General features: G+C 68.7%; 15 protein-coding genes and 1 riboswitch. Of the genes, 6 read left to right on the forward strand and 9 right to left on the reverse strand.

Translation table 11 applies throughout. The features are described 5' to 3' along the window. The first annotated feature begins 71 nt into the window (after nt 1-71). Together lysX and ACZ3HV_RS09630 are read left to right on the forward strand one after the other, a co-directional pair. On the forward strand, nt 72-3,428 hold the full coding sequence (gene lysX / locus ACZ3HV_RS09625) for a bifunctional lysylphosphatidylglycerol synthetase/lysine--tRNA ligase LysX (RefSeq protein ID WP_465682607.1): 3,357 nt from the start codon (nt 72-74) through the stop codon (nt 3,426-3,428). A 135-nt stretch (nt 3,429-3,563) separates the two neighbouring features. After that, on the forward strand, nt 3,564-4,412 hold the full coding sequence (locus tag ACZ3HV_RS09630; RefSeq protein WP_465682609.1) for a hypothetical protein: 849 nt from the start codon (nt 3,564-3,566) through the stop codon (nt 4,410-4,412). A 24-nt stretch (nt 4,413-4,436) separates the two neighbouring features. Here ACZ3HV_RS09630 and ACZ3HV_RS09635 read toward each other — a convergent pair whose 3' ends face one another. The 3 genes from ACZ3HV_RS09635 to ACZ3HV_RS09645 are packed head-to-tail and all read right to left on the reverse strand — an operon-like array spanning nt 4,437 to nt 5,775. Then, the gene (locus ACZ3HV_RS09635) at nt 4,437-4,871 is read right to left on the reverse strand and encodes a PIN domain-containing protein (protein ID WP_465682611.1); all 435 of its coding nucleotides are present in this window, start codon (nt 4,869-4,871) and stop codon (nt 4,437-4,439) included. Beyond that, a complete protein-coding gene (locus ACZ3HV_RS09640; RefSeq protein ID WP_465682613.1) occupies nt 4,868-5,104 on the reverse strand; it encodes a ribbon-helix-helix domain-containing protein in 237 nt (78 codons plus the stop codon). Before ACZ3HV_RS09640 ends, ACZ3HV_RS09635 begins: the two co-directional genes overlap by 4 nt. A gap of 29 nt (nt 5,105-5,133) precedes the next feature. Continuing rightward, nucleotides 5,134-5,775 (reverse strand): hypothetical protein, encoded by a 642-nt coding sequence (locus tag ACZ3HV_RS09645; protein ID WP_465682615.1) that lies wholly within the window; start codon nt 5,773-5,775, stop codon nt 5,134-5,136. Nucleotides 5,776-5,952: 177 nt separating this feature from the next. Here ACZ3HV_RS09645 and ACZ3HV_RS09650 point away from each other — a divergent pair, with 177 nt between their 5' ends. After that, entirely contained in the window at nt 5,953-6,633 is a 681-nt protein-coding gene (locus ACZ3HV_RS09650; protein WP_465682617.1) for an alpha/beta fold hydrolase, read from the forward strand. Here the strand turns inward: ACZ3HV_RS09650 and ACZ3HV_RS09655 are convergent. Beyond that, nucleotides 6,626-7,456 carry a helix-turn-helix transcriptional regulator gene (locus ACZ3HV_RS09655; RefSeq protein ID WP_465682619.1) on the reverse strand — a complete coding sequence of 277 codons (831 nt, stop codon included), beginning with the start codon at nt 7,454-7,456 and terminating at the stop codon, nt 6,626-6,628. The genes ACZ3HV_RS09650 and ACZ3HV_RS09655 overlap by 8 nt on opposite strands. A gap of 102 nt (nt 7,457-7,558) precedes the next feature. On the opposite strand from ACZ3HV_RS09655, the gene ACZ3HV_RS09660 reads away from it, so the two are divergent. After that, nucleotides 7,559-8,266 carry an SDR family NAD(P)-dependent oxidoreductase gene (locus ACZ3HV_RS09660; protein ID WP_465682621.1) on the forward strand — a complete coding sequence of 236 codons (708 nt, stop codon included), beginning with the start codon at nt 7,559-7,561 and terminating at the stop codon, nt 8,264-8,266. On the opposite strand, the gene ACZ3HV_RS09665 is transcribed toward ACZ3HV_RS09660, so the two are convergent. Together ACZ3HV_RS09665 and ACZ3HV_RS09670 are read right to left on the reverse strand one after the other, a co-directional pair. Next, nucleotides 8,267-9,640, reverse strand: a complete 1,374-nt coding sequence (locus ACZ3HV_RS09665) for an L-serine ammonia-lyase (protein ID WP_465682623.1) — start codon at nt 9,638-9,640, stop codon at nt 8,267-8,269. A gap of 79 nt (nt 9,641-9,719) precedes the next feature. Next, a riboswitch (glycine riboswitch) is annotated at nt 9,720-9,812 on the reverse strand. After that, entirely contained in the window at nt 9,810-10,163 is a 354-nt protein-coding gene (locus ACZ3HV_RS09670) for a DUF3817 domain-containing protein (protein WP_360374178.1), read from the reverse strand. It overlaps the preceding riboswitch by 3 nt. A gap of 126 nt (nt 10,164-10,289) precedes the next feature. On the opposite strand from ACZ3HV_RS09670, the gene ACZ3HV_RS09675 reads away from it, so the two are divergent. Further along, complete coding sequence (locus ACZ3HV_RS09675) at nt 10,290-11,723, forward strand: alpha/beta hydrolase (protein ID WP_465682625.1); 1,434 nt, start codon at nt 10,290-10,292, stop codon at nt 11,721-11,723. A gap of 55 nt (nt 11,724-11,778) precedes the next feature. On the opposite strand, the gene ACZ3HV_RS09680 is transcribed toward ACZ3HV_RS09675, so the two are convergent. The 3 genes from ACZ3HV_RS09680 to ACZ3HV_RS09690 all read right to left on the reverse strand — a co-directional run bounded on the left by ACZ3HV_RS09680 (nt 11,779) and on the right by ACZ3HV_RS09690 (nt 14,443). Next, nucleotides 11,779-12,006 (reverse strand): hypothetical protein, encoded by a 228-nt coding sequence (locus tag ACZ3HV_RS09680; RefSeq protein WP_465682627.1) that lies wholly within the window; start codon nt 12,004-12,006, stop codon nt 11,779-11,781. A 192-nt stretch (nt 12,007-12,198) separates the two neighbouring features. Beyond that, nucleotides 12,199-13,629 (reverse strand): aminopeptidase P family protein, encoded by a 1,431-nt coding sequence (locus ACZ3HV_RS09685; protein ID WP_465682629.1) that lies wholly within the window; start codon nt 13,627-13,629, stop codon nt 12,199-12,201. 88 nt (nt 13,630-13,717) lie between these two features. Next, nucleotides 13,718-14,443, reverse strand: coding sequence for a GntR family transcriptional regulator (locus ACZ3HV_RS09690; RefSeq protein WP_465682631.1), 726 nt, complete (start codon nt 14,441-14,443; stop codon nt 13,718-13,720). 129 nt (nt 14,444-14,572) lie between these two features. On the opposite strand from ACZ3HV_RS09690, the gene ACZ3HV_RS09695 reads away from it, so the two are divergent. Continuing rightward, on the forward strand, nt 14,573-18,166 hold the full coding sequence (locus tag ACZ3HV_RS09695) for a hydantoinase B/oxoprolinase family protein (RefSeq protein ID WP_465682632.1): 3,594 nt from the start codon (nt 14,573-14,575) through the stop codon (nt 18,164-18,166). The last annotated feature ends 59 nt before the right edge of the window (nt 18,167-18,225 follow it).

Below are 18,225 nucleotides of genomic sequence, written 5' to 3' on the forward strand. Positions count from 1 at the left end.
GGCGTCAGCTATACCGTCGAGGTAGACCTAGGTCGACCGAAGTCGGGATGAACAAGTGGGATGATCGCTTGGTGCGGCCGGAACAGCAGGAAGTGATCCCCGCGTGGAAGCATCGCGCCGCGGTCTGGGTGGGCCGCGTCGTCGTGGTTGCCTCCGTGTGGTCGTTCGTGGCGATCCCGCTGCACGTTTTCGCCCCGGCGTACGTGAAACGCGTCGACATGGCGTTCGACTTCTTCGGCATTCCGGCCGGGCACACGTTCTTCTCCGCTGTCTACCTGGCCGTCGTCGGCAGCGCGCTGCTGCGGGGCAAGCGGGCGGCGCTGCTCTGGGTGCTGTGGGTCTTCCAGGCGCTGTGGCTGCTCGCGCAGATCGCAGGGATCGCGTTCACCAGCGTCCGGCTGGCCAACCCCAACGACGCCGAACTGCTCCGGGACTTCGGACCGGCCAGCGTCCAGGACCTCGAGTGGGGCATCGTCCAGGTGATCGTGGTGGCCGCGATCATCGTGCTGCTGTGGAACATCCGCGCCGCCTTCCCGGCCCGGCTCGCGCCCGGGACGCGGCGGCTCGCGATCGGCGCGCTCGTCCTCGGCCTGCTGATCTCGATCGCGGTCAGCATCACGCTGACCCAGGTCTTCCCCCGGACGCTGAGCGGTCAGCGGCAGAAGATCGGCTGGGCCGTGATCGCCGCGCTCGGGCAGTCCCGCAGCAAGATGGGCGGGCACGAGGGCCACGGCTGGATCGGGCTGTCGGTCGGCGCGATCTCGGCCGCCTCACTGGTGATCGCGTTCTGGATCTTCCTTCGCTCGGTCCGCCGGGTCCGCTACCTGACCCAGCCCGAGGAGCTCGAAGTACGGCGCCTTCTCCTGCTGCATGGCGAGCGGGACTCCCTCGGGTACTTCGCCACCCGCCGGGACAAGGCGGTCGTCTTCGCCCCCGGCAACGACGCCGCGATCGCCTACCGAGTGGTCAACGGGGTCAGCCTGGCCAGTGGTGATCCATTGGGTGATCCGGCTTCCTGGCCGGCCGCGATCGAACGCTGGCTGGCCGAGGCTCGTACGTACGGCTGGTCGCCGGCTGTTCTCTCGGCGAGCGAGGAGGCCGCCCACGCGTACGTCGATGCCGGCCTGCGCGCATTGTCAATGGGCGATGAGGCGATCATCGATGTCGCCGACTTCACGCTCGAGGGCCGGACGATGCGGCCGGTCCGGCAGGCGGTCACCCGGGTCCAGCGCGCCGGCTACCACGCGGAGGTCGTCCGGGCCGGTGACCTGTCTGCGCAGGTTCTGACGGAGTACGTGCATCTCGCCGAGAAATGGCGTGGGGCGCGGACCGAGCGTGGGTTCTCGATGGCGCTCGGGCGGCTCGGCGATCCGGCCGACGCGCGATGCGTGATGGTGATCGCGCGCGACGCGGACGGGGTCGTTCGTGGGCTGCTGTCGTTCGTGCCGTGGGGTGTCCGGGGTGTCTCGCTGGACCTGATGCGGCGCGATCCGGAGTCCGTGAACGGGTTGATGGAGTTCATGGTGACCTCGCTCGTGGACGCCTGCGGCGATCTCGGGCTGCACCGCATCTCGCTGAACTTCGCCATGTTCCGGGAGATCTTCAGCGATGCCGAGCGGGTCGGCGCCGGGCCGGTGCTGCGCCTGACCAGCGCACTACTCACGGCAGCTTCGCGGTTCTGGCAACTGGAGAGTCTCTACCAGTCGAACGAGAAGTACTTGCCGCGTTGGTCGCCGAGGCTGATCTGCTACTCCCGCGGGGCGTCGCTCGCCCACGTGCTGCTGGCGGCCGGGACCGCGGAAGGATTCCTGCCCGCGCCTCGGCCGTGGACGCGGGTGGACAGTGCCGAAACGGCCGATCGGCACGCGATCATGGCGGCCGACGGTGGTCACTTCGCGTCCGCCGTACGTCAACTGGAAGATGAGCTGCTGCGGCCGGCGCTGCCCGATCGCAAGCTCACCGAGCAGGAACGGATCCGCCGGATCAAGCTCGCCGAGCTCGTTGCCGCTGGCATCGATCCGTACCCGGTCGGGGTGCCGCGGACGGAGACGCTGGAGCGGGTCCGCGAACTGCACGACAACCTGCCACCCGATCACCACACCGGCGAGACGGTGTCCGTGACCGGCCGGGTGATGCGGATGCGGAACCACGGCGGCCTGGCGTTCGCGCAACTGCAGGACGGGCCGGCCCAGCTGCAGGTGATGCTGACGGCCGATGCGTGTGGCGAGGTACCCCTCGACCAGTGGCGACGGCTGGTGGACATCGGCGACCATGTCAGCGTCACCGGCGAGGTGGTGACGAGCCGGCGCGGCGAGCTGTCGATCGCGGCGACCTCGTGGTTGATGGCCGCGAAGTGTCTGCACCCCCTGCCGGACAAGCGGAAGGGGTTCACCGATCCGGAGGCGCGGGTCCGGCAGCGGCACATCGACCTGGTGATGAACCCGGACTCACTGCGGATGATGCGGCACCGCAGCGCCGCGGTCCGGGCCCTGCGCAACGGTTTCGAGTCGCGCGGCTTCATCGAGGTGGAGACTCCGATGCTGCAGGCCGTGCACGGCGGTGCGAACGCGCGGCCGTTCGCCACTCACATCAACGCCTACGACACCGAGCTGTTTCTGCGGATCGCGCCGGAGCTGTTCCTGAAGCGGCTCAGCGTCGGCGGGCTCGGCAAGATCTTCGAACTCAACCGGAACTTCCGCAACGAGGGTGCGGACGCGACCCACAACCCGGAGTTCACCTCGGTCGAGGCCTACCAGCCGTATGCCGACTATCACGTGATGCGCGAGCTCACCCGCGAACTGCTGATCGAGACCGCGACCGCGGTGTTCGGCAAGCCGGTCGTCCGCCGGCCGGACGGCGACCTCGACATCTCCGGTGAGTGGCCGGTCGTCACCGTGCACGACGCGGTCGGCCGGGCCACGGGGACGACGCTCGACCCGGACACCCCGGCCGATCGACTCCGGGAGCTCTGCGCGGAGCACGGCGTACACACGACCTTCGAGATGTCGGCCGGTGAGCTGATCCTGGAGCTGTACGACGAGCTCGTCGAGCCGAACACCACCGTGCCGACGTTCTACACCGACTTCCCGCTCGAGACGTCACCGCTGACCCGGAACCACCGCTCCGAACCACGCCTGGCCGAACGCTGGGACCTGGTCGCCTTCGGCGCCGAGATCGGTACGGCGTACTCCGAACTGGTCGACCCGGTCGAGCAACGCCGCCGCCTCACCGAACAGTCGCTGAAGGCAGCCGCCGGCGACCCGGAGGCGATGTCTCTCGACGAGGACTTCCTGACCGCGCTGGAATACGCGATGCCTCCGACCGGCGGTCTCGGCATCGGCGTGGACCGGGTTCTGATGATGCTCACCGGCCAGAACATCCGCGCGACGCTCGCCTTTCCGTTCGTCCGCCCTGCTGTGCGGGACTAGCCCCTGTACCCTGTGCGGCACGGGGCGTTGGGGCGGACCTGGGGGTAGTACATGAGGCGCTGTGCTGCGCTCTGCGCGGCGGTGGGGATGCTGGCTTGGGTGGCCGGCTGTAGTGGCGCGCCGGAGGAGACTCCGGTGGCCGTGTCGACCGGTACGTCGACCGGTACGTCGGCCGCACCGGCGCCGGCGTCGTCGGTGCCACCGGCCGGGGTCACCGGGTCGACGGCGTACCAGGTGGAACTGACCAAGATCGAGAAGGGCCTGGCCGGCCAGCTGCGTGCGCTCACGCGGGTGCGGACCGCCGAGGGCCTGACCGACGCGATGACCACGCTCGCCGACTCCCTCACCGCGGCGTCGTCGCAGCTGGCCGGTCTCACGGTGAGCGGTCGGCTGACCGCCGTACACGAAGTGCTGCAGGACCGGCTCGCGGCGGCGGCCGAGTCCTTGTCGAACTCCGATCAGACCGAGCTGAACGCGCGCTGCGGTGGTGTCGCGTACACCTCGCAGAAGGTGCAGCGGAAGCTTCGCGCGGATCTGAGCGGCGCGATCCTGCCGTTGACGCGGCTGAAGCTCAAGTTCGGCGCGACGCTGCCCGATCCCGGACCGGAGCCGGAGGCCGAGCGCCCCGCGAGCGGCAAGATCCTGGTCCGCGACGGCGAGGCGGGCACCGGCCGGCTGAAGATCACCAACGGCACGGCGGAAGACGTCGCGATCTCGGTCGTCACCGACGGGCAGCCGCCCAGAACGCCGCACGTGATGATGTACATCCAGGCCGGCAAGACCGCGACCATCAGCCGGATCGGCGGCGCTTACCACGTCTACTTCAAGAGCGGTACGGACTGGAATCCCACCCGCCGCCAGTTCGGCGCTGACTGCTCGTTCCAGAAGTTCGACCAGGCCTTCGGCCGCAACCAGGGCTGGCAGATCAACCTGGAACCCACCGTCGGCGGCAACGCCAAAACCACCGAGGTCGAAGCCTACTGACCAACCCTCGCAACAGCCTGAGGTCTACAGGTCGTCAGGCAACAACCGAAAGGCCTTGTGGGGAGTGAGCGGGCGCAGCGCCCGAAAGTCCCTCCGATCGAGGGTGAGTACTGCGTCCGTGCGGTAGTCGGCGGCCAGGGCAACACTGACCGCATCAGCCAGGTCGAGGTCCAGATCGGCGTACCGGTTCATCACGGCGAGGGCAGTCGAAAGCGTCTCGGCGCCGATGTCTGGCATCTGAAAACGCATCCGCCGCACCTGCGTCAGCAACAGGTCGAGAATCGTCGACCTAGCCTCCGCCCCCAGCCGAACCCGAGCCAGATGGTCGACCTCGGCCAGGACCAGCGGAGACAGGATGACCGTCCCGGCTTCCTGCAGGAGCTGCCGGCAGTACGGCGCCTCAGGTGCGTTGCGGTCGAACGCCGCGATGATCCCCGAGGTGTCGGCGACGATGATCACCGGTCGGTACGACGCGCGATCTCCGCGCGGACCTCGTCCTTGCTCACCGGTTCGCCGGTGCCCTCGAAGGTCGGCCAATCGAGTGGCTCGTCCCAGACCCGGTTCGCCATCGCAGCCAGGTGGATGCCCTCGCGGATGATCTCCGCCTCCGGAATACCACGTCGGCGAGCAGCATCCTTGATCAACGCCAGGTCCTCAGGATCGGCATAGACATTGGTGCGCTTCATCGACATGTACCAACCCTAACACACGTACATGCGGCTCAGAGGCCGAGCTTGTCCAAGAGGGAGCCGAGCAGGCCGCCCAGGGACGAGTGGTCTGGGGGTGGGGGGTCTTCGGGGGTGGGGGGTGGGGTGGTTGGGGTGGTGCTGGTGGGGCCTGACGTGGGCTGGCTGGTGGGGGCGGTAGTGGGGCCTGACGTGGGCCGGCTGGTGGGGGCGGTGGTGGTGCTGGTGGGTGGGGTTTGGGTGGTGACCGGGGTCGTGGGGTCGAACTGGTCGACGATCTGGGTCGTCGGGTTGCCCGGGGTGGCCGTCGACCAGGAGGTGGTGCCGGGTGGGACCGGTGCGGTGGTGGCGCCGGCGCCGGGGACGGTTGCTGTGGGCAACGCGGTCGGCGACGTGGTCGGGGTCGCCCCGGGGGCGGGCGTGCTGCCGCGCGGGATGGCCGGGACGTTCTGCGTCGGCTGACTGGGTTCGAGGCCGGCGACCGGGCTGGCCGGGTCGGGGCCGCCGCCGGGGAGCGGCAGGAACGACGCGCCGATCCGCGGTCCGCCGAGGAAGGCGACGAACGCGAGGACGAGGTACAGCAGCAGCAGTACGCCGGCACCGGTGGCGACCTGACGAAGGCGCCGAGGGTCCTGCCAAGGCGGGCGGGCGGGTGCCGTGGCAGCGAACTGTTTCACGGTCCCGGAGAGTATCGGTTGAACCAGCGCTTGAAACAGCCCTTGGAAGAAATTCCACGCTAGATCGCAACTATTGGATACTCCGATACCTTCTACGCGACCGTAGGAATGCAGCGAGTTAGCTGATGGCGCGCCTACTTCTCTGCACTGGGGATCCTCGTATGTCAGCCTGCTCCCATGGCTTTTCTGGTGCTGCTGCACGGCCTCGGTGCCAACGGACGAGTCTGGGATGCCTGGCCGCAACCGCGGTTCGCCCCCGATCTCCCCGGTCACGGCACGGCTGCCGCGCTCCCGTCGTACAGCTTCGGTGAAATGGCCGCGGCGGTGGCGGAGAGATTGGAGGTACGGCGCGATCTCGTCGTACTCGGGCATTCACTGGGTGGCGTGATCGCACTCGAGCTGGCGAATGGACGGTACGGCGTCGACGTCAGCCGGGTCGTCGCACTCGGGGTCAAGGTGACCTGGTCCGACGACGACCTGGGACGGGCGGCCGCTTTGGCACAGAAGCCGGTCGCCTGGTTCGACGATCGCGCGGAGGCCGCGACCCGATTCCTCAAGATCTCCGGTCTGCAAGGACTTGCCGACCCGGCGGACGCAGTCGTCGATCACGGCCTCCTGGAGGTCGACGGCCGGTGGCGACTCGCGATGGATCCAGGCACCTTCGGCGTCGGCGCACCGGACATGCCGACACTCATCGCCGAGAGCAAGGCCGAGGTGATCCTCGCTCGCGGCGAGCGAGACCCGATGAACACCGACGCCGAGCTCCACGCCCTGCACGACCAGGCCGTCACCCTGACCGGTCTCGGTCACAACGCGCAGGTCGAGGACCCGGAGGCCGTCGCAGCGCTGATCAGGTGAGGGCTTGGAGCCCGATGACCGACAGCAGGCGGAGTTTCTCGGCCGCCTCGGTGTTCGGGGCAGTCGTGTAGACGACCATACGGAGATCGCTACCGGGCACCGTCAGTACGTCGCAGTCCACCACGAGGGAGCCGAGGTCCGGGTGGTTGATGGTCTTCTGCTCGGTCTGATGGAAGCCGACGACGGGCTGATCCCAGAGCTGGGCGAAGTCGTCGTACCCGGCGCGAAGGTCGTCGATCAGCACCCCGAGTTCCGGGTCGTGCGGATAGCGGGTGACGGATGCGCGCAGGTCCGTCACCATCGCGACCCGGAAGCTCTGCCGCTGCTCGGACGTCTGCACCACGCGGTCCCCCGGCGCCGCGTAGTGCCGCCAGAGGATGTTGCGCCACCGGCCCTGCCACTCGGACGGGTCCCCGATCAGCGCCGCGAAGAGCGGATTCCAGGTGATCACAGTCCAAGCCGCGTCGCACACGCAGAGCGGTGCGCCTTCCAGTTGGTCGACGACCCGCTGCACGCCAGGCGGGATGTACGCCGAGATCCGGCCGGGTGACGGTTCCACCTGCCCCGCGAGTACGAACAGATGGTTGCGTTCGGCATCGGACAGCCGGAGCGCCCGGGCCAGCGCGGTCAGCACCTGCACCGACGGCGAGTCCGAGCGGCCTTGCTCGAGCCGGACGATGTAGTCGACCGAGAGCCCGGCGAGGTGCGCCAGTTCCTCCCGCCGCAGCCCCGGCGCGCGACGCTTCCCGCCGGCAGGCAGACCGACCGCGTCCGGCGTCATCCGATCGCGCCACGCGTGCAGTGTCCGGCCCAGCTCGCTCACACCCCCAGTATCCCGTCCGCCGGCCGCGACAGCCTGGTACTGCCATTCCCTAGGACACCGTGGGTACTACCTGCTCGACAGCCGCGACGAGAAGGTGAAGACATGACCACGACACTGATCACCGGGGCGAACAAGGGCCTCGGCTACGAAACCGCCCGTCGGCTGATCGAGGCCGGACATACCGTCTACATCGGCGCCCGTGACCCGCAGCGCGGCAAGCAGGCTGCCTCCGACCTCGGCGCGCAGTACCTCCCACTCGACGTCACCGACGAGGAGTCCGTCGACGCGGCGGCCGAGCAGTTGGCGACAGCGGCCGGCCGCCTCGACGTACTGATCAACAACGCCGGCATCCCGGGCCCGCGCAAGGAGGCCCGCGACCTCACGGCCGATGACTTCCACCAGGTTTTCGACCTCAACGTGTACGGCCCGGTCCGGATGATCCGCCGGTTCCTGCCGTTGCTCGAGCGCAGCGACAACCCGGTCATCGTGAACGTCTCCAGCGGGCTCGGCTCGATCGCGACCGCCGTCGCCCCGGAGGCTCAGTCGACCGCCGTGCCCGTCTGGGTGCCGGCTCCGGCGTACGGCGCCTCCAAGGCGGCCCTCAACATGCTGACGGTCCAGTACGCGCGTCAGCTGCCCGGCCTGCGGATCAACACCGTCGACCCCGGCTACACCGCGACCGACTTCAACGGCCGCAGCGGCTACCAGACCGTCGAGGAGGGTGCCGACATCATCGTCCGGCTCGCGACCATCGACCAGGACGGTCCGACCGCGGAGTACCTGAGCCTGCACGGAACCGTGCCCTGGTGATCAGCACTCGATGACGTTGACGGCGAGACCGCCGCGAGAAGTCTCCTTGTACTTGATCTTCATGTCCGCGCCGGTCTCGCGCATCGTCTTGATCACCTTGTCGAGGGTGACCACGTGGACGCCGTCGCCGTGCATCGCCATCCGGGCCGCGTTGATCGCCTTCACCGACGCCATCGCGTTCCGCTCGATGCACGGGATCTGCACCAGCCCGCCGACCGGGTCGCAGGTCAGGCCGAGGTTGTGTTCCATCGCGATCTCGGCCGCGTTCTCGACCTGGAGCGGCGTACCACCGAGCACCTCGCACAACGCGGCCGCGGCCATCGAGCAGGCGGACCCGACCTCGCCCTGGCAGCCGACCTCGGCACCGGAGATCGACGCGTTCTCCTTGTAGAGCACGCCGATCGCGCCGGCGGTGAGCAGGAACCGGACCGCCCCGTCCTCACTGGCACCGGGCACGAACCGGCGGTAGTAGTGCAGTACGGCGGGAATGATGCCGGCGGCACCGTTCGTCGGTGCGGTGACGATCCGGCCACCGGACGCGTTCTGCTCGTTCACCGCGAGGGCGAACAGGTTGACCCAGTCCATCACCTTCAACGGATCGACCGACCAGGGATCCTGCGTGAGCTTGGTGTACAGCGCGCGCGCCCGGCGCGGCACCTTCAAGCCGCCCGGCAGGATGCCCTCGGTCTCACAACCCTCGCGGACACAGTCCTGCATGACCTGCCAGATGTGCAGCAGTCCGGCCCGGATCTCTTCCTCGGTCCGCCAGGCCAGCTCGTTCGCGAGCATCACCTCGCTGATCGACAGCTGCGACTCCCGGCACCGGTCGAGCAACTCCGCACCAGTGGTGAACGGATACTTCAATGGGGTCGTGTCCGGCACGATCCGATCGCCCGCGGCCGCGTTCTCGTCGACCACGAACCCGCCGCCGACCGAGTAGTACGTGCGTTCCCGCAGCACCTGGCCGTCGGACCCGCGCGCCACGAACGTCATCCCGTTCGGGTGGTAGGGCAGCGCCTTGCGCCGGTGCATGGTCAGGTCGGTGTTCTCGTCGAACGCGATCTCGTGCGTACCGGCCAACCGCAGCCGGCCGAGCTCGCGGATCGTCTCGACCCGGGCGTCCACAGCGTGCGTGACGACGGTCTCGGGGTCCTCGCCTTCGAGCCCGAGCAGGACCGCCTTGTTACTACCGTGACCGTGCCCGGTCGCACCGAGCGAACCGAAGAGCTGCGCCTCGACGGTTGCCGTCGCGGCCAGCAGGCCGGCGTCGGCCAGACCGAGCGCGAACGTACGGGCGGCGCGCATCGGGCCCACGGTGTGGGAGCTCGAAGGGCCGATCCCGATGCTGAACAGATCGAAGACGCTGATCGCCATCGTGTGGAGGTTCCTTCCGGTCGCCGTTGACCGTTTGGTGTCCTCCCCGCTCTGTCAGGCCGTTGCCTTCCAGAGATGCCTCGCCCGTGCGGTGAAGGTGCCTGAGAGATTCTTGGGGAGAGTTGCTCCTACGGCGCCTGGGTCACGCCCAGGTCTCTCCCGCACGGGTTCATGCGGCTGTTGAATTGACTGACGGTGTGGACGGTACGGCGCTCCGACCGGCAACGTCAATCCGGCCGGTCCGCACGGCCCAGATCTCGAAGAACCAGGTGAACAGCGGGGGAACACTCGCCGCCAGCGCGGCCAGCGTCACCGGCCACGACCACCGCAACGGCCCGCGCACGATCAGCACTGTGACCACGTAGACGACGAAGATGCCGCCGTGGATCGGGCCGAAGATCTTCACCCCGATCTCGTTGTCGGACAGCACGTACTTGAACAGCATTCCGATCAGCAATCCGGTCCACGAGATCGCCTCGGCGATCGCCACCGTCCGGAACCACACCGCGTGCTTGGTAGTCATCAGCGACCGACCCTAACAAGTCCCCCAAGCCGCACCCGGGGTCCGCCGGGGGCTCGTCCCCGATGCGGCCGAGCAAACGGTTGCCGAGGATCGAGGAAGCTTCCCCAGACACAGGAGATTTCCTTGATGAGATCGAGAGAGCTTCTCAGGACCACCGCGTGGGGTGTGGTCCTGGGACTGACGGCGGCCGGCCTCGCGACGCTTCCGGCGTCGGCCGCCGTACCCAGGCCGGCGGGAGTGCAGTGGTCGGACTGCAAGCCCGAAGGCAAGGACGACCCGGCCGAGGTGAAGGGCTCGCAGTGCGCGACCCTGCGGGTGCCAGTCGACTGGCGCGACCCCGGCGGACCGACGTTCGGCCTCGCGATCGCCCGCCGTACGGCGAAGTCCCCGAGCGAGCGTGTCGGCGTGCTGGTGTTCGGCCCGGGTGGTCCCGGTGACTCCGGCGTCGACCGGATCAAGACCGGCATCAGCCGGTTCAGCCCGACGCTGCAGGATCGCTTCGACATCGTCAGCTTCGACCCGCGCGGGATCGCCCGCAGCAACCCGGTGCTGTGCTCCGCCGCCCTGCTGTCCCAGCAGCCGTCGCCGTTGATGAAGAGCCAGGCCGACTTCGACGCGACCGTCCGCTACAACCGCACGCTGGCCGCCGACTGCCGCGAGCACACCGGACCGCTCTACGACCACATCGACACCTGGCAGTCGGTGCGCGACATGGACGCCATCCGGAAGGCACTCGGCGAATCGCAGATCTCGTTCCACGGCTCGTCGTACGGGACGATGCTCGGCGCGCAGTACGCCGAGACCTACCCGCGTCGTACGCGCGCAGTCGTTCTGGAGAGCGTGCTCGACCACAGCTCCCCGACCGCACGCACGTTCCTCGACGAGCAGGCGGCGCCGGTGCAGGACTCGTTCGACGAGTTCGTGAAATGGTGCGACCAGGCAACGACCTGTGCGCTGCACGGCCGCGACATCCGCGCACTCTGGGCAGACCTGCTGAAGGTCTCCACCGATCCGTTCAAGCTGAGCTTCCAGGTGTTCCGGCTGCTCTACGACCCGGAATGGCGCAAGCTGGCGGACACCCTGAAGACACTCGATGAGAGCAAACAGGCCTCAGTGCCGACCGGGCTGGTGAACAACACGCTGGCGCCGTTCTGCCAGGACTGGAACCTGCCGGTGCGGAACTACCGCGAGTTCGCCGGCCTCGTCGACCGCGTCGGCCGGAACAACCCGGACATGAGGTACCCGGGCCAGCTGATGGCCGTCACGAACTGCCTCGGCGCACCGAAGGCGAACAATCCGCAGCACACGCTGAAGGTCCGCGACCTGAAGACCCCGGTCCTGCTGGCCAACGCGATCCACGACCCGGCCACCGGCTACAACTGGGCCCAGAGCGTGGAGCGCCAGCTCGGGAGGTACGGCGTACTCCTGACGTACGAGGGCTGGGGACACGGAAGCTACAACTCGAGTCCCTGCATGCAGTCGACGATCGACGCCTACCTGGTCTCGCGTCAGGTGCCGAAGCGCGCTACCAGCTGTCCCGCCGTACCACCGGTGGGTTGAGGAAGACCCGGGGCCGGCGCTCCCAACTAGCACCGGCCCCGGTGTCGATGTGACCTCAGACCGGTACGCCGATCACGTCCAGCACGCGGTCGAGGTGATCACCATGGACCAGCCGGCTCGACAGCATGCGGAGTTCGGCGCAAGCGGTCTCGAGTGCCTGCGTCTGCGATCGGCAATGGTCGACGTACCAGAACGGATCGTCGGGTTGCGGATCGTCGGCATCGTCGATGTCGGCGTACCAGTGCTGATCTCCGTAGTGGACTACTCGCACCCGCAGATTCATGATGACTACTCCCCGTGCCCAGGGATCCTGGGTCCCCCATGGCCCCAGTTCGGCCGCCTCGGCCCCGGCGCATGGACGCGGCCCCCCACTGCCACGCGCCGGGCCGAGCTCGACCCTCCCCCGCTCGCTACATCGGAGCAGGGGGCATCGGTGTTACTGCTTGTGACGGGTTAATTTTCCGTCAGCGCGCGGTCACCGGCCGTCGAGGTGCGACCGGGTCCACCGCTCGAGGCCGTCGGTCGTGATCGGCAGGTCCTCGGTGAGGATCTCCAGCCGGTCGGAGTGCACGACGACGTTGTCCTCGATCCGGATGCCGATCCCGCGCAGCTCCGGCGGCACGGTCTCGTCGTTCGGGTGGAAGTACAGCCCCGGCTCGACCGCGAGCGCCATGCCCGCCTCGATGGTGCCGGCGAAGTACGCCTCCGGCCGGGACGCGTCGCAGTCGTGCACGTCGAGGCCGATGTAGTGGCCCGTCCCGCAGACGATGTACCGCCGGTGCTGCTGCCCGTCCGGGCCGAGCAGCTCGTCGATCGACACGTCGTCCAGCAGACCCCAGTCCTTCAGGCCTTCGGCCAGCACGCGCAGAGCCTCGTACTGGAAGGCACGGTACGGCGCTCCCACCTTGACGGCCTCCAGGGACGCGAGTTGCGCCTTGTGCACGAGGTCGTGCACCTGCCGCTGGGCGGCGGTGTACTCACCGGTGGCCGGGAAGGTCCGGGTCACGTCGGCGGTGTAGAGCGTGCGCGTCTCGACGCCCGCGTCCAGCAGGATCACATCGCCCTCGTTCACCGGGCCGTCGTTGCGGACCCAGTGCAGCACCGGCGCGTGGTTGCCAGCCGCAACGATCGAGGCGTACCCGACGCCGTTGCCCGCGGTCCGCGCGCGCCGGTCGAAGGTGCCCTGCAGCCACCGCTCGCCGCCGCCCCGGATCGCCTCGGGCAGCTCGCGGGCGACATCGCCGAAGGCGAGCACGCTGGCCGCGACGGCCTCGCGCAGCTGGTCCAGCTCCCAGTCGTCCTTGATCCGGCGCAGCTCGGCCAGCGTCTGGCGCAGCGAGTTCCCGTCGGTCGGCGAGGTCCGGACCAACGCATCCAGCATCGGCTCGACGCCAGGCGTCGACAGCATGAACGGGACCGCGCCACGCACGGCCGCCGGCAGCTCCTCGATCGGACGGCACGCGATCTGCAGCGCGTCCGACCAGTCCTTGAGCCCCGGCACCGGGCCGATCCACAGCTCGCCGTCGCGCGCGTTGGCGAAGAAGTCCGCCTCGTCCGGCCCTGCGGTCTCCCGCAGGTACAGCGTCGCTTCACCATCGGCCGACAGCACGAGTACGGCGCCTTCGGCCTGGCAGCCGGTCAGCCAGACGAAGTCGCTGTCGGCGCGGAACTGGAAGTCGGTGTCGTTCGAGCGCACCGGCGCCCGCCCGGCCGCGAGCGCGATCCGCCGGCCCGGCAGCGCGGCGGAGAGCTTCCGCCGGTGCGCGGCGGCGGCCTCGGCCAGCCCCTCCGGCAGCGTCACCGACCGGTCCACGGGCCCCCAGCCACGCGAGATGAACTCCCGGAAACCTTTGGCGTCGATGGGGCGGTAGGACTTCGGCGTCTCTTCGGTCCGGTCGTCGGTCATGAGCTGAGCTCCCCTTTGCAGCTGACGGTCACAGTTCATCAACTCAGGTCCGCGGGGGGCGGCGCAAGCCCTTAAGGAATCTCGTGGATCAACTGGCCCGGAACGCCTCCAGCAGACCGCGCTCAGAGTCGACCAGGTACTGATGCAGGTCAGCCGCCGCCTCGTCGTACTTGCGCGCATCGAGCAGCTCGAACAGCTCACGGTTCCGCGTGATGTACGGCTCGTGCAACTCACGCGGCGTCGCGATCACCTGGAAGACAAGCCGCAACTCGGCCAGCAGCCGCCCGGTCATCGCATCCATTCGGGTACTGTCGGCCAGACCGATCAGGTGCTCGTGGAACCGCATGTTCGCCGTCCCGACGGCCGGCCAGCGCTCCGCGAGCGCGGCCGCCTCTGCGGCTTCGACATCGTCCTGCAGTGGCTCGAGCCGGCTCGCCGGCAGCTCCGGATCCCGGTCCACCAGACCACGGACGACGTCGACCTCGAGCACCCGGCGGAGGCGGTACAGGTCGACCACGTCCCGCTCGTCCAACTCGGGGACGAACACGCCGCGATGCAGCTTGTAGACCAGCAGCCCTTCGTGGGTGAGCAGCCGGAAGGCTTCGCGCAACGTGTTGCGGCTGACCTCCAGCACCTCGGTCAGCTCGATCTCGGATAGCTGGGCACCCGGGGGCAGCGCACCTTCGGTGATGCTGCGGCGCAGGATGTCCGCGGCCCGCTCGGCCGAACTGCTGCGGTCCAGCCGCGCGACATCGGCGGCAACCGACCGCAACCACGCCTGCCGGGGCGTGTCGTCGGCCTCACCGGTGCTCATCTCCGCATCATCCCGCAATCAGGCCAGTCAGTGAAAGTTTGGTGGAGCAACCCTCTTGCAGGATTGTTGAACAATCCTTAGTGTCGGTCTCACCACCACAACGGGCTGTCCAGAAAGGCGGTAAGGGCTATGGCGCGGAAGTGGGAGTTCTGGATCGACCGTGGCGGCACCTTCACCGACGTCGTCGCGCGGCGCCCGGATGGAACCCTGGTGACGCACAAGCTCCTGTCCGAAAACCCGGAGCGCTACCGGGACGCCGCCGTCGAGGGCATCCGCCGGCTGCTCGCGGTGCCGGCCGGCGAACGGATCCCCGCCGAGCGCATCGAGGTCGTCAAGATGGGCACGACGGTGGCGACCAACGCGTTACTCGAACGCGACGGCGAGCCCACCGTGCTCGTCATCACCAAGGGCTTCCGCGATGCGCTACGGATCGCCTATCAGAACCGCCCGCGAATCTTCGCCCGCGAGATCGTGCTGCCGGAGCTCGTCTACTCGGCGGTAATCGAGGCGGACGAACGGGTGGCCGCAGACGGCAAGGTTCTGGTCCCGCTCGACGAACACGCCGTCACCGAGGACCTGCGGCGTGCGTACGACGACGGCCTGCGATCGGTCGCCGTAGTGTCGCTGCACGGCTATCGCTATCCGCGGCATGAAGCGGTGATCGGCGAGATCGCCCGCCGGGTCGGCTTCACCCAGATCTCGCTGTCGCACGAGTGCAGCCCGCTGATGAAGGTGGTCTCGAGGGGCGACACGACCGTGGTCGATGCCTACCTCTCCCCGATCCTGCGCCGGTACGTCGATCAGGTGGCATCCGAACTGGACGGTGTCCGGCTGATGTTCATGCAGTCGAACGGCGGGCTCACCGAAGCGCACGCGTTCCGTGGCAAGGACGCGATCCTGTCCGGACCCGCGGGCGGTGTGGTCGGAATGGCGCGGACCACGACGGCTGCCGGGTTCGACCGGGTGATCGGCTTCGACATGGGTGGCACGTCGACCGATGTGTCGCACTACGCCGGCGAGTTCGAACGCCAGCTGGAAACGCTTGTCGCCGGGGTGCGGATGCGCGCGCCGATGATGAGCATCCACACAGTGGCGGCGGGCGGCGGCTCGATCCTGACCTTCGACGGGAGCCGCTACCGGGTCGGTCCCGGATCGGCGGGCGCGGATCCAGGCCCCGCGTCGTACCGTAAGCGAGGTCCGCTCACGGTCACGGATGCGAACGTGATGCTCGGCCGGGTGCAGCCGGGTTTCTTCCCGGCCGTGTTCGGCGAGAACGGCGACCAGCGGCTCGACTCAGACGTCGTACGGCGGAAGTTCGCGGAGCTCGCCACCGTGATCGGGGACGGACGGGCTCCGGAGGAGGTCGCGGCAGGCTTCGCCGACATCGCCGTCGCGAACATGGCGAACGCGATCAAGAAGATCTCGGTGCAACGCGGGTACGACGTCACCCGGTACGTCCTGGCGACGTTCGGCGGAGCAGGCGGCCAGCACGCCTGCGCGGTCGCTGACGCGCTGGGCATGACACAGGTGCTCATCCACCCGCTCGCAGGCGTGCTCTCGGCGTACGGCATGGGTGTCGCCGACGTCGCCGCCCTGCGCGAGCGGGCGGTCGAGACGACACTGAGCGACGCCGTACTCCCGGAGCTCGCGCGGGTCCTCGACGAACTGACCGAGGACGCCGGGCGTGAGCTCGACGGCGAAGGCATCCCGGCCGAGCGGATCACCGCGATCCGTCGCGCGCTGCTGCGCTACGACGGCACCGACACCGCTGTCGCCGTGTCTGTCGGCGAGGTGGACGAGATGGTGGCGGAGTTCGAGGCCACCTACCGGCGACGGTTCTCCTTCCTGATGGCGGACCGGCCGATCGTCGTCGAGGCCGTGTCGCTCGAGCTGCTCGGCGCCGCCGGAACCGGCGACGACAACTGGATCCGCCCGGTGCGACAGGGTGGCGAGTTGCTCGCCGTGGCCCGGGTACCGATGTTCTCAGCCGGCTCGTGGGTCGACGTCGACCTCTATCAGCGCGACGACATCGTCCCCGGCGACCGGGTGGACGGACCGGCGGTCATCGCCGAGGCCAACGCGACCACGGTGGTCGAAGCCGGCTGGCGGGCCGGCGTCAACGATCTCGGCCACTTGCTGCTCAACCGGGTGGCGGCACGACCGGTTCGGCAGGGGATCGGGACCGAGGTCGACCCGGTGATGCTGGAGATCTTCAACAACCTGTTCATGTCGATCGCCGAGCAGATGGGCGTGCGGCTGCAGAGCACGTCACAGTCGGTGAACATCAAGGAGCGGCTGGACTTCTCCTGCGCGCTGTTCGACGCCGAGGGCAACCTGATCGCGAACGCGCCGCACATCCCGGTCCACCTCGGCTCGATGGGCGAGAGCATCAAGATGGTCATCGCCGCGAACGCCGGCCGGATGGCGCCGGGCGACACGTACGTGCTCAACAACCCCTACCGCGGCGGCACCCACTTGCCCGACATCACCGTGGTGACCCCGGTCTTCGACCGGGCTGGTAAGGACATCTTGTTCTACGTCGCGTCCCGCGGCCACCACGCGGAGATCGGTGGCATCACGCCTGGTTCGATGCCGGCGAACAGCACCCGCATCGAGCAGGAAGGGGTGCTGATCGACAACTGGCTGCTGGTCTCGGGCGGCGCGTTGCGAGAGCGCGAAACCATCGAGCTGCTACGCACCGCGACGTACCCATCGCGCAACCCCGCGACGAACATCGCCGACCTGCGGGCCCAGGTCGCGGCCAACGAGAAGGGGGTCGAGGAGCTGCGGGCGATGGTCGACCACTTCGGCCTCGATGTCGTGTCGGCGTACATGGAACACGTGCGCCGCAACGCTGCCGAGGCGGTCCAGCGGATCATCCCGACGCTCCAGGACGGCAGCTACAGCTATCAGCTCGACTCGGGCGCGCGGATCGAGGTAGCGGTCCGGATGGACGCTTCTGCGCGGACGGCGGAGATCGACTTCACCGGAACCTCCGCACAACAGCCCGGCAACGGCAACGCGCCGTCCTCGGTGGTGATGGCCGCGGTCCTCTACGTCTTCCGCACCCTGGTGGACGACGAGATCCCACTGAACTCGGGCTGCCTGGAACCGCTGCGGGTGATCATCCCACCGGGAACGATGCTGTCACCGGAGTACCCCGCGGCGGTTGCCGCTGGCAACGTCGAGATCTCACAGGCCGTCACCGGCGCCCTCTACGCCGCCCTCGGCGTCCAGGCCGAGGGCTCTGGGACGATGAACAACGTGACGTTCGGCAACGACCGGCACCAGTACTACGAGACCGTCGGCAGTGGAGCCGGCGCGGGCGAAGGCTTCGCGGGGTCCGACGTCGTCCAGACCCACATGACGAACTCACGGCTGACAGATCCGGAAGTACTGGAGTGGCGTTACCCGGTACGGCTGGAGAGCTTCGAGATTCGCGCCGGCAGCGGTGGTGCGGGCCGCTGGCGCGGCGGCAACGGCGGCCATCGCCGGATACGGTTCCTGGAGCCGATGACCGTGAGCACATTGGCCAGTCACCGCCGCGTGCCGCCGTACGGCATGGCTGGTGGCCTGCCCGGCGGCCTCGGCCGCCAGTGGATCGAGCGCACGGACGGCTCCGTCACACAGATGGCCGGCAACGATTCGCTCTCCGTGGCCGCCGGCGACGTACTCGTACTCGAGACCCCTGGCGGTGGCGGCTACGGCGAACCTGCCGACTGACTCGTCAACCGGAGTTCCCAGCCCGCACCCCCACCATCCCACGACGGACACCGATCTCG

Source organism: Kribbella sp. NPDC020701, from assembly GCF_055562215.1.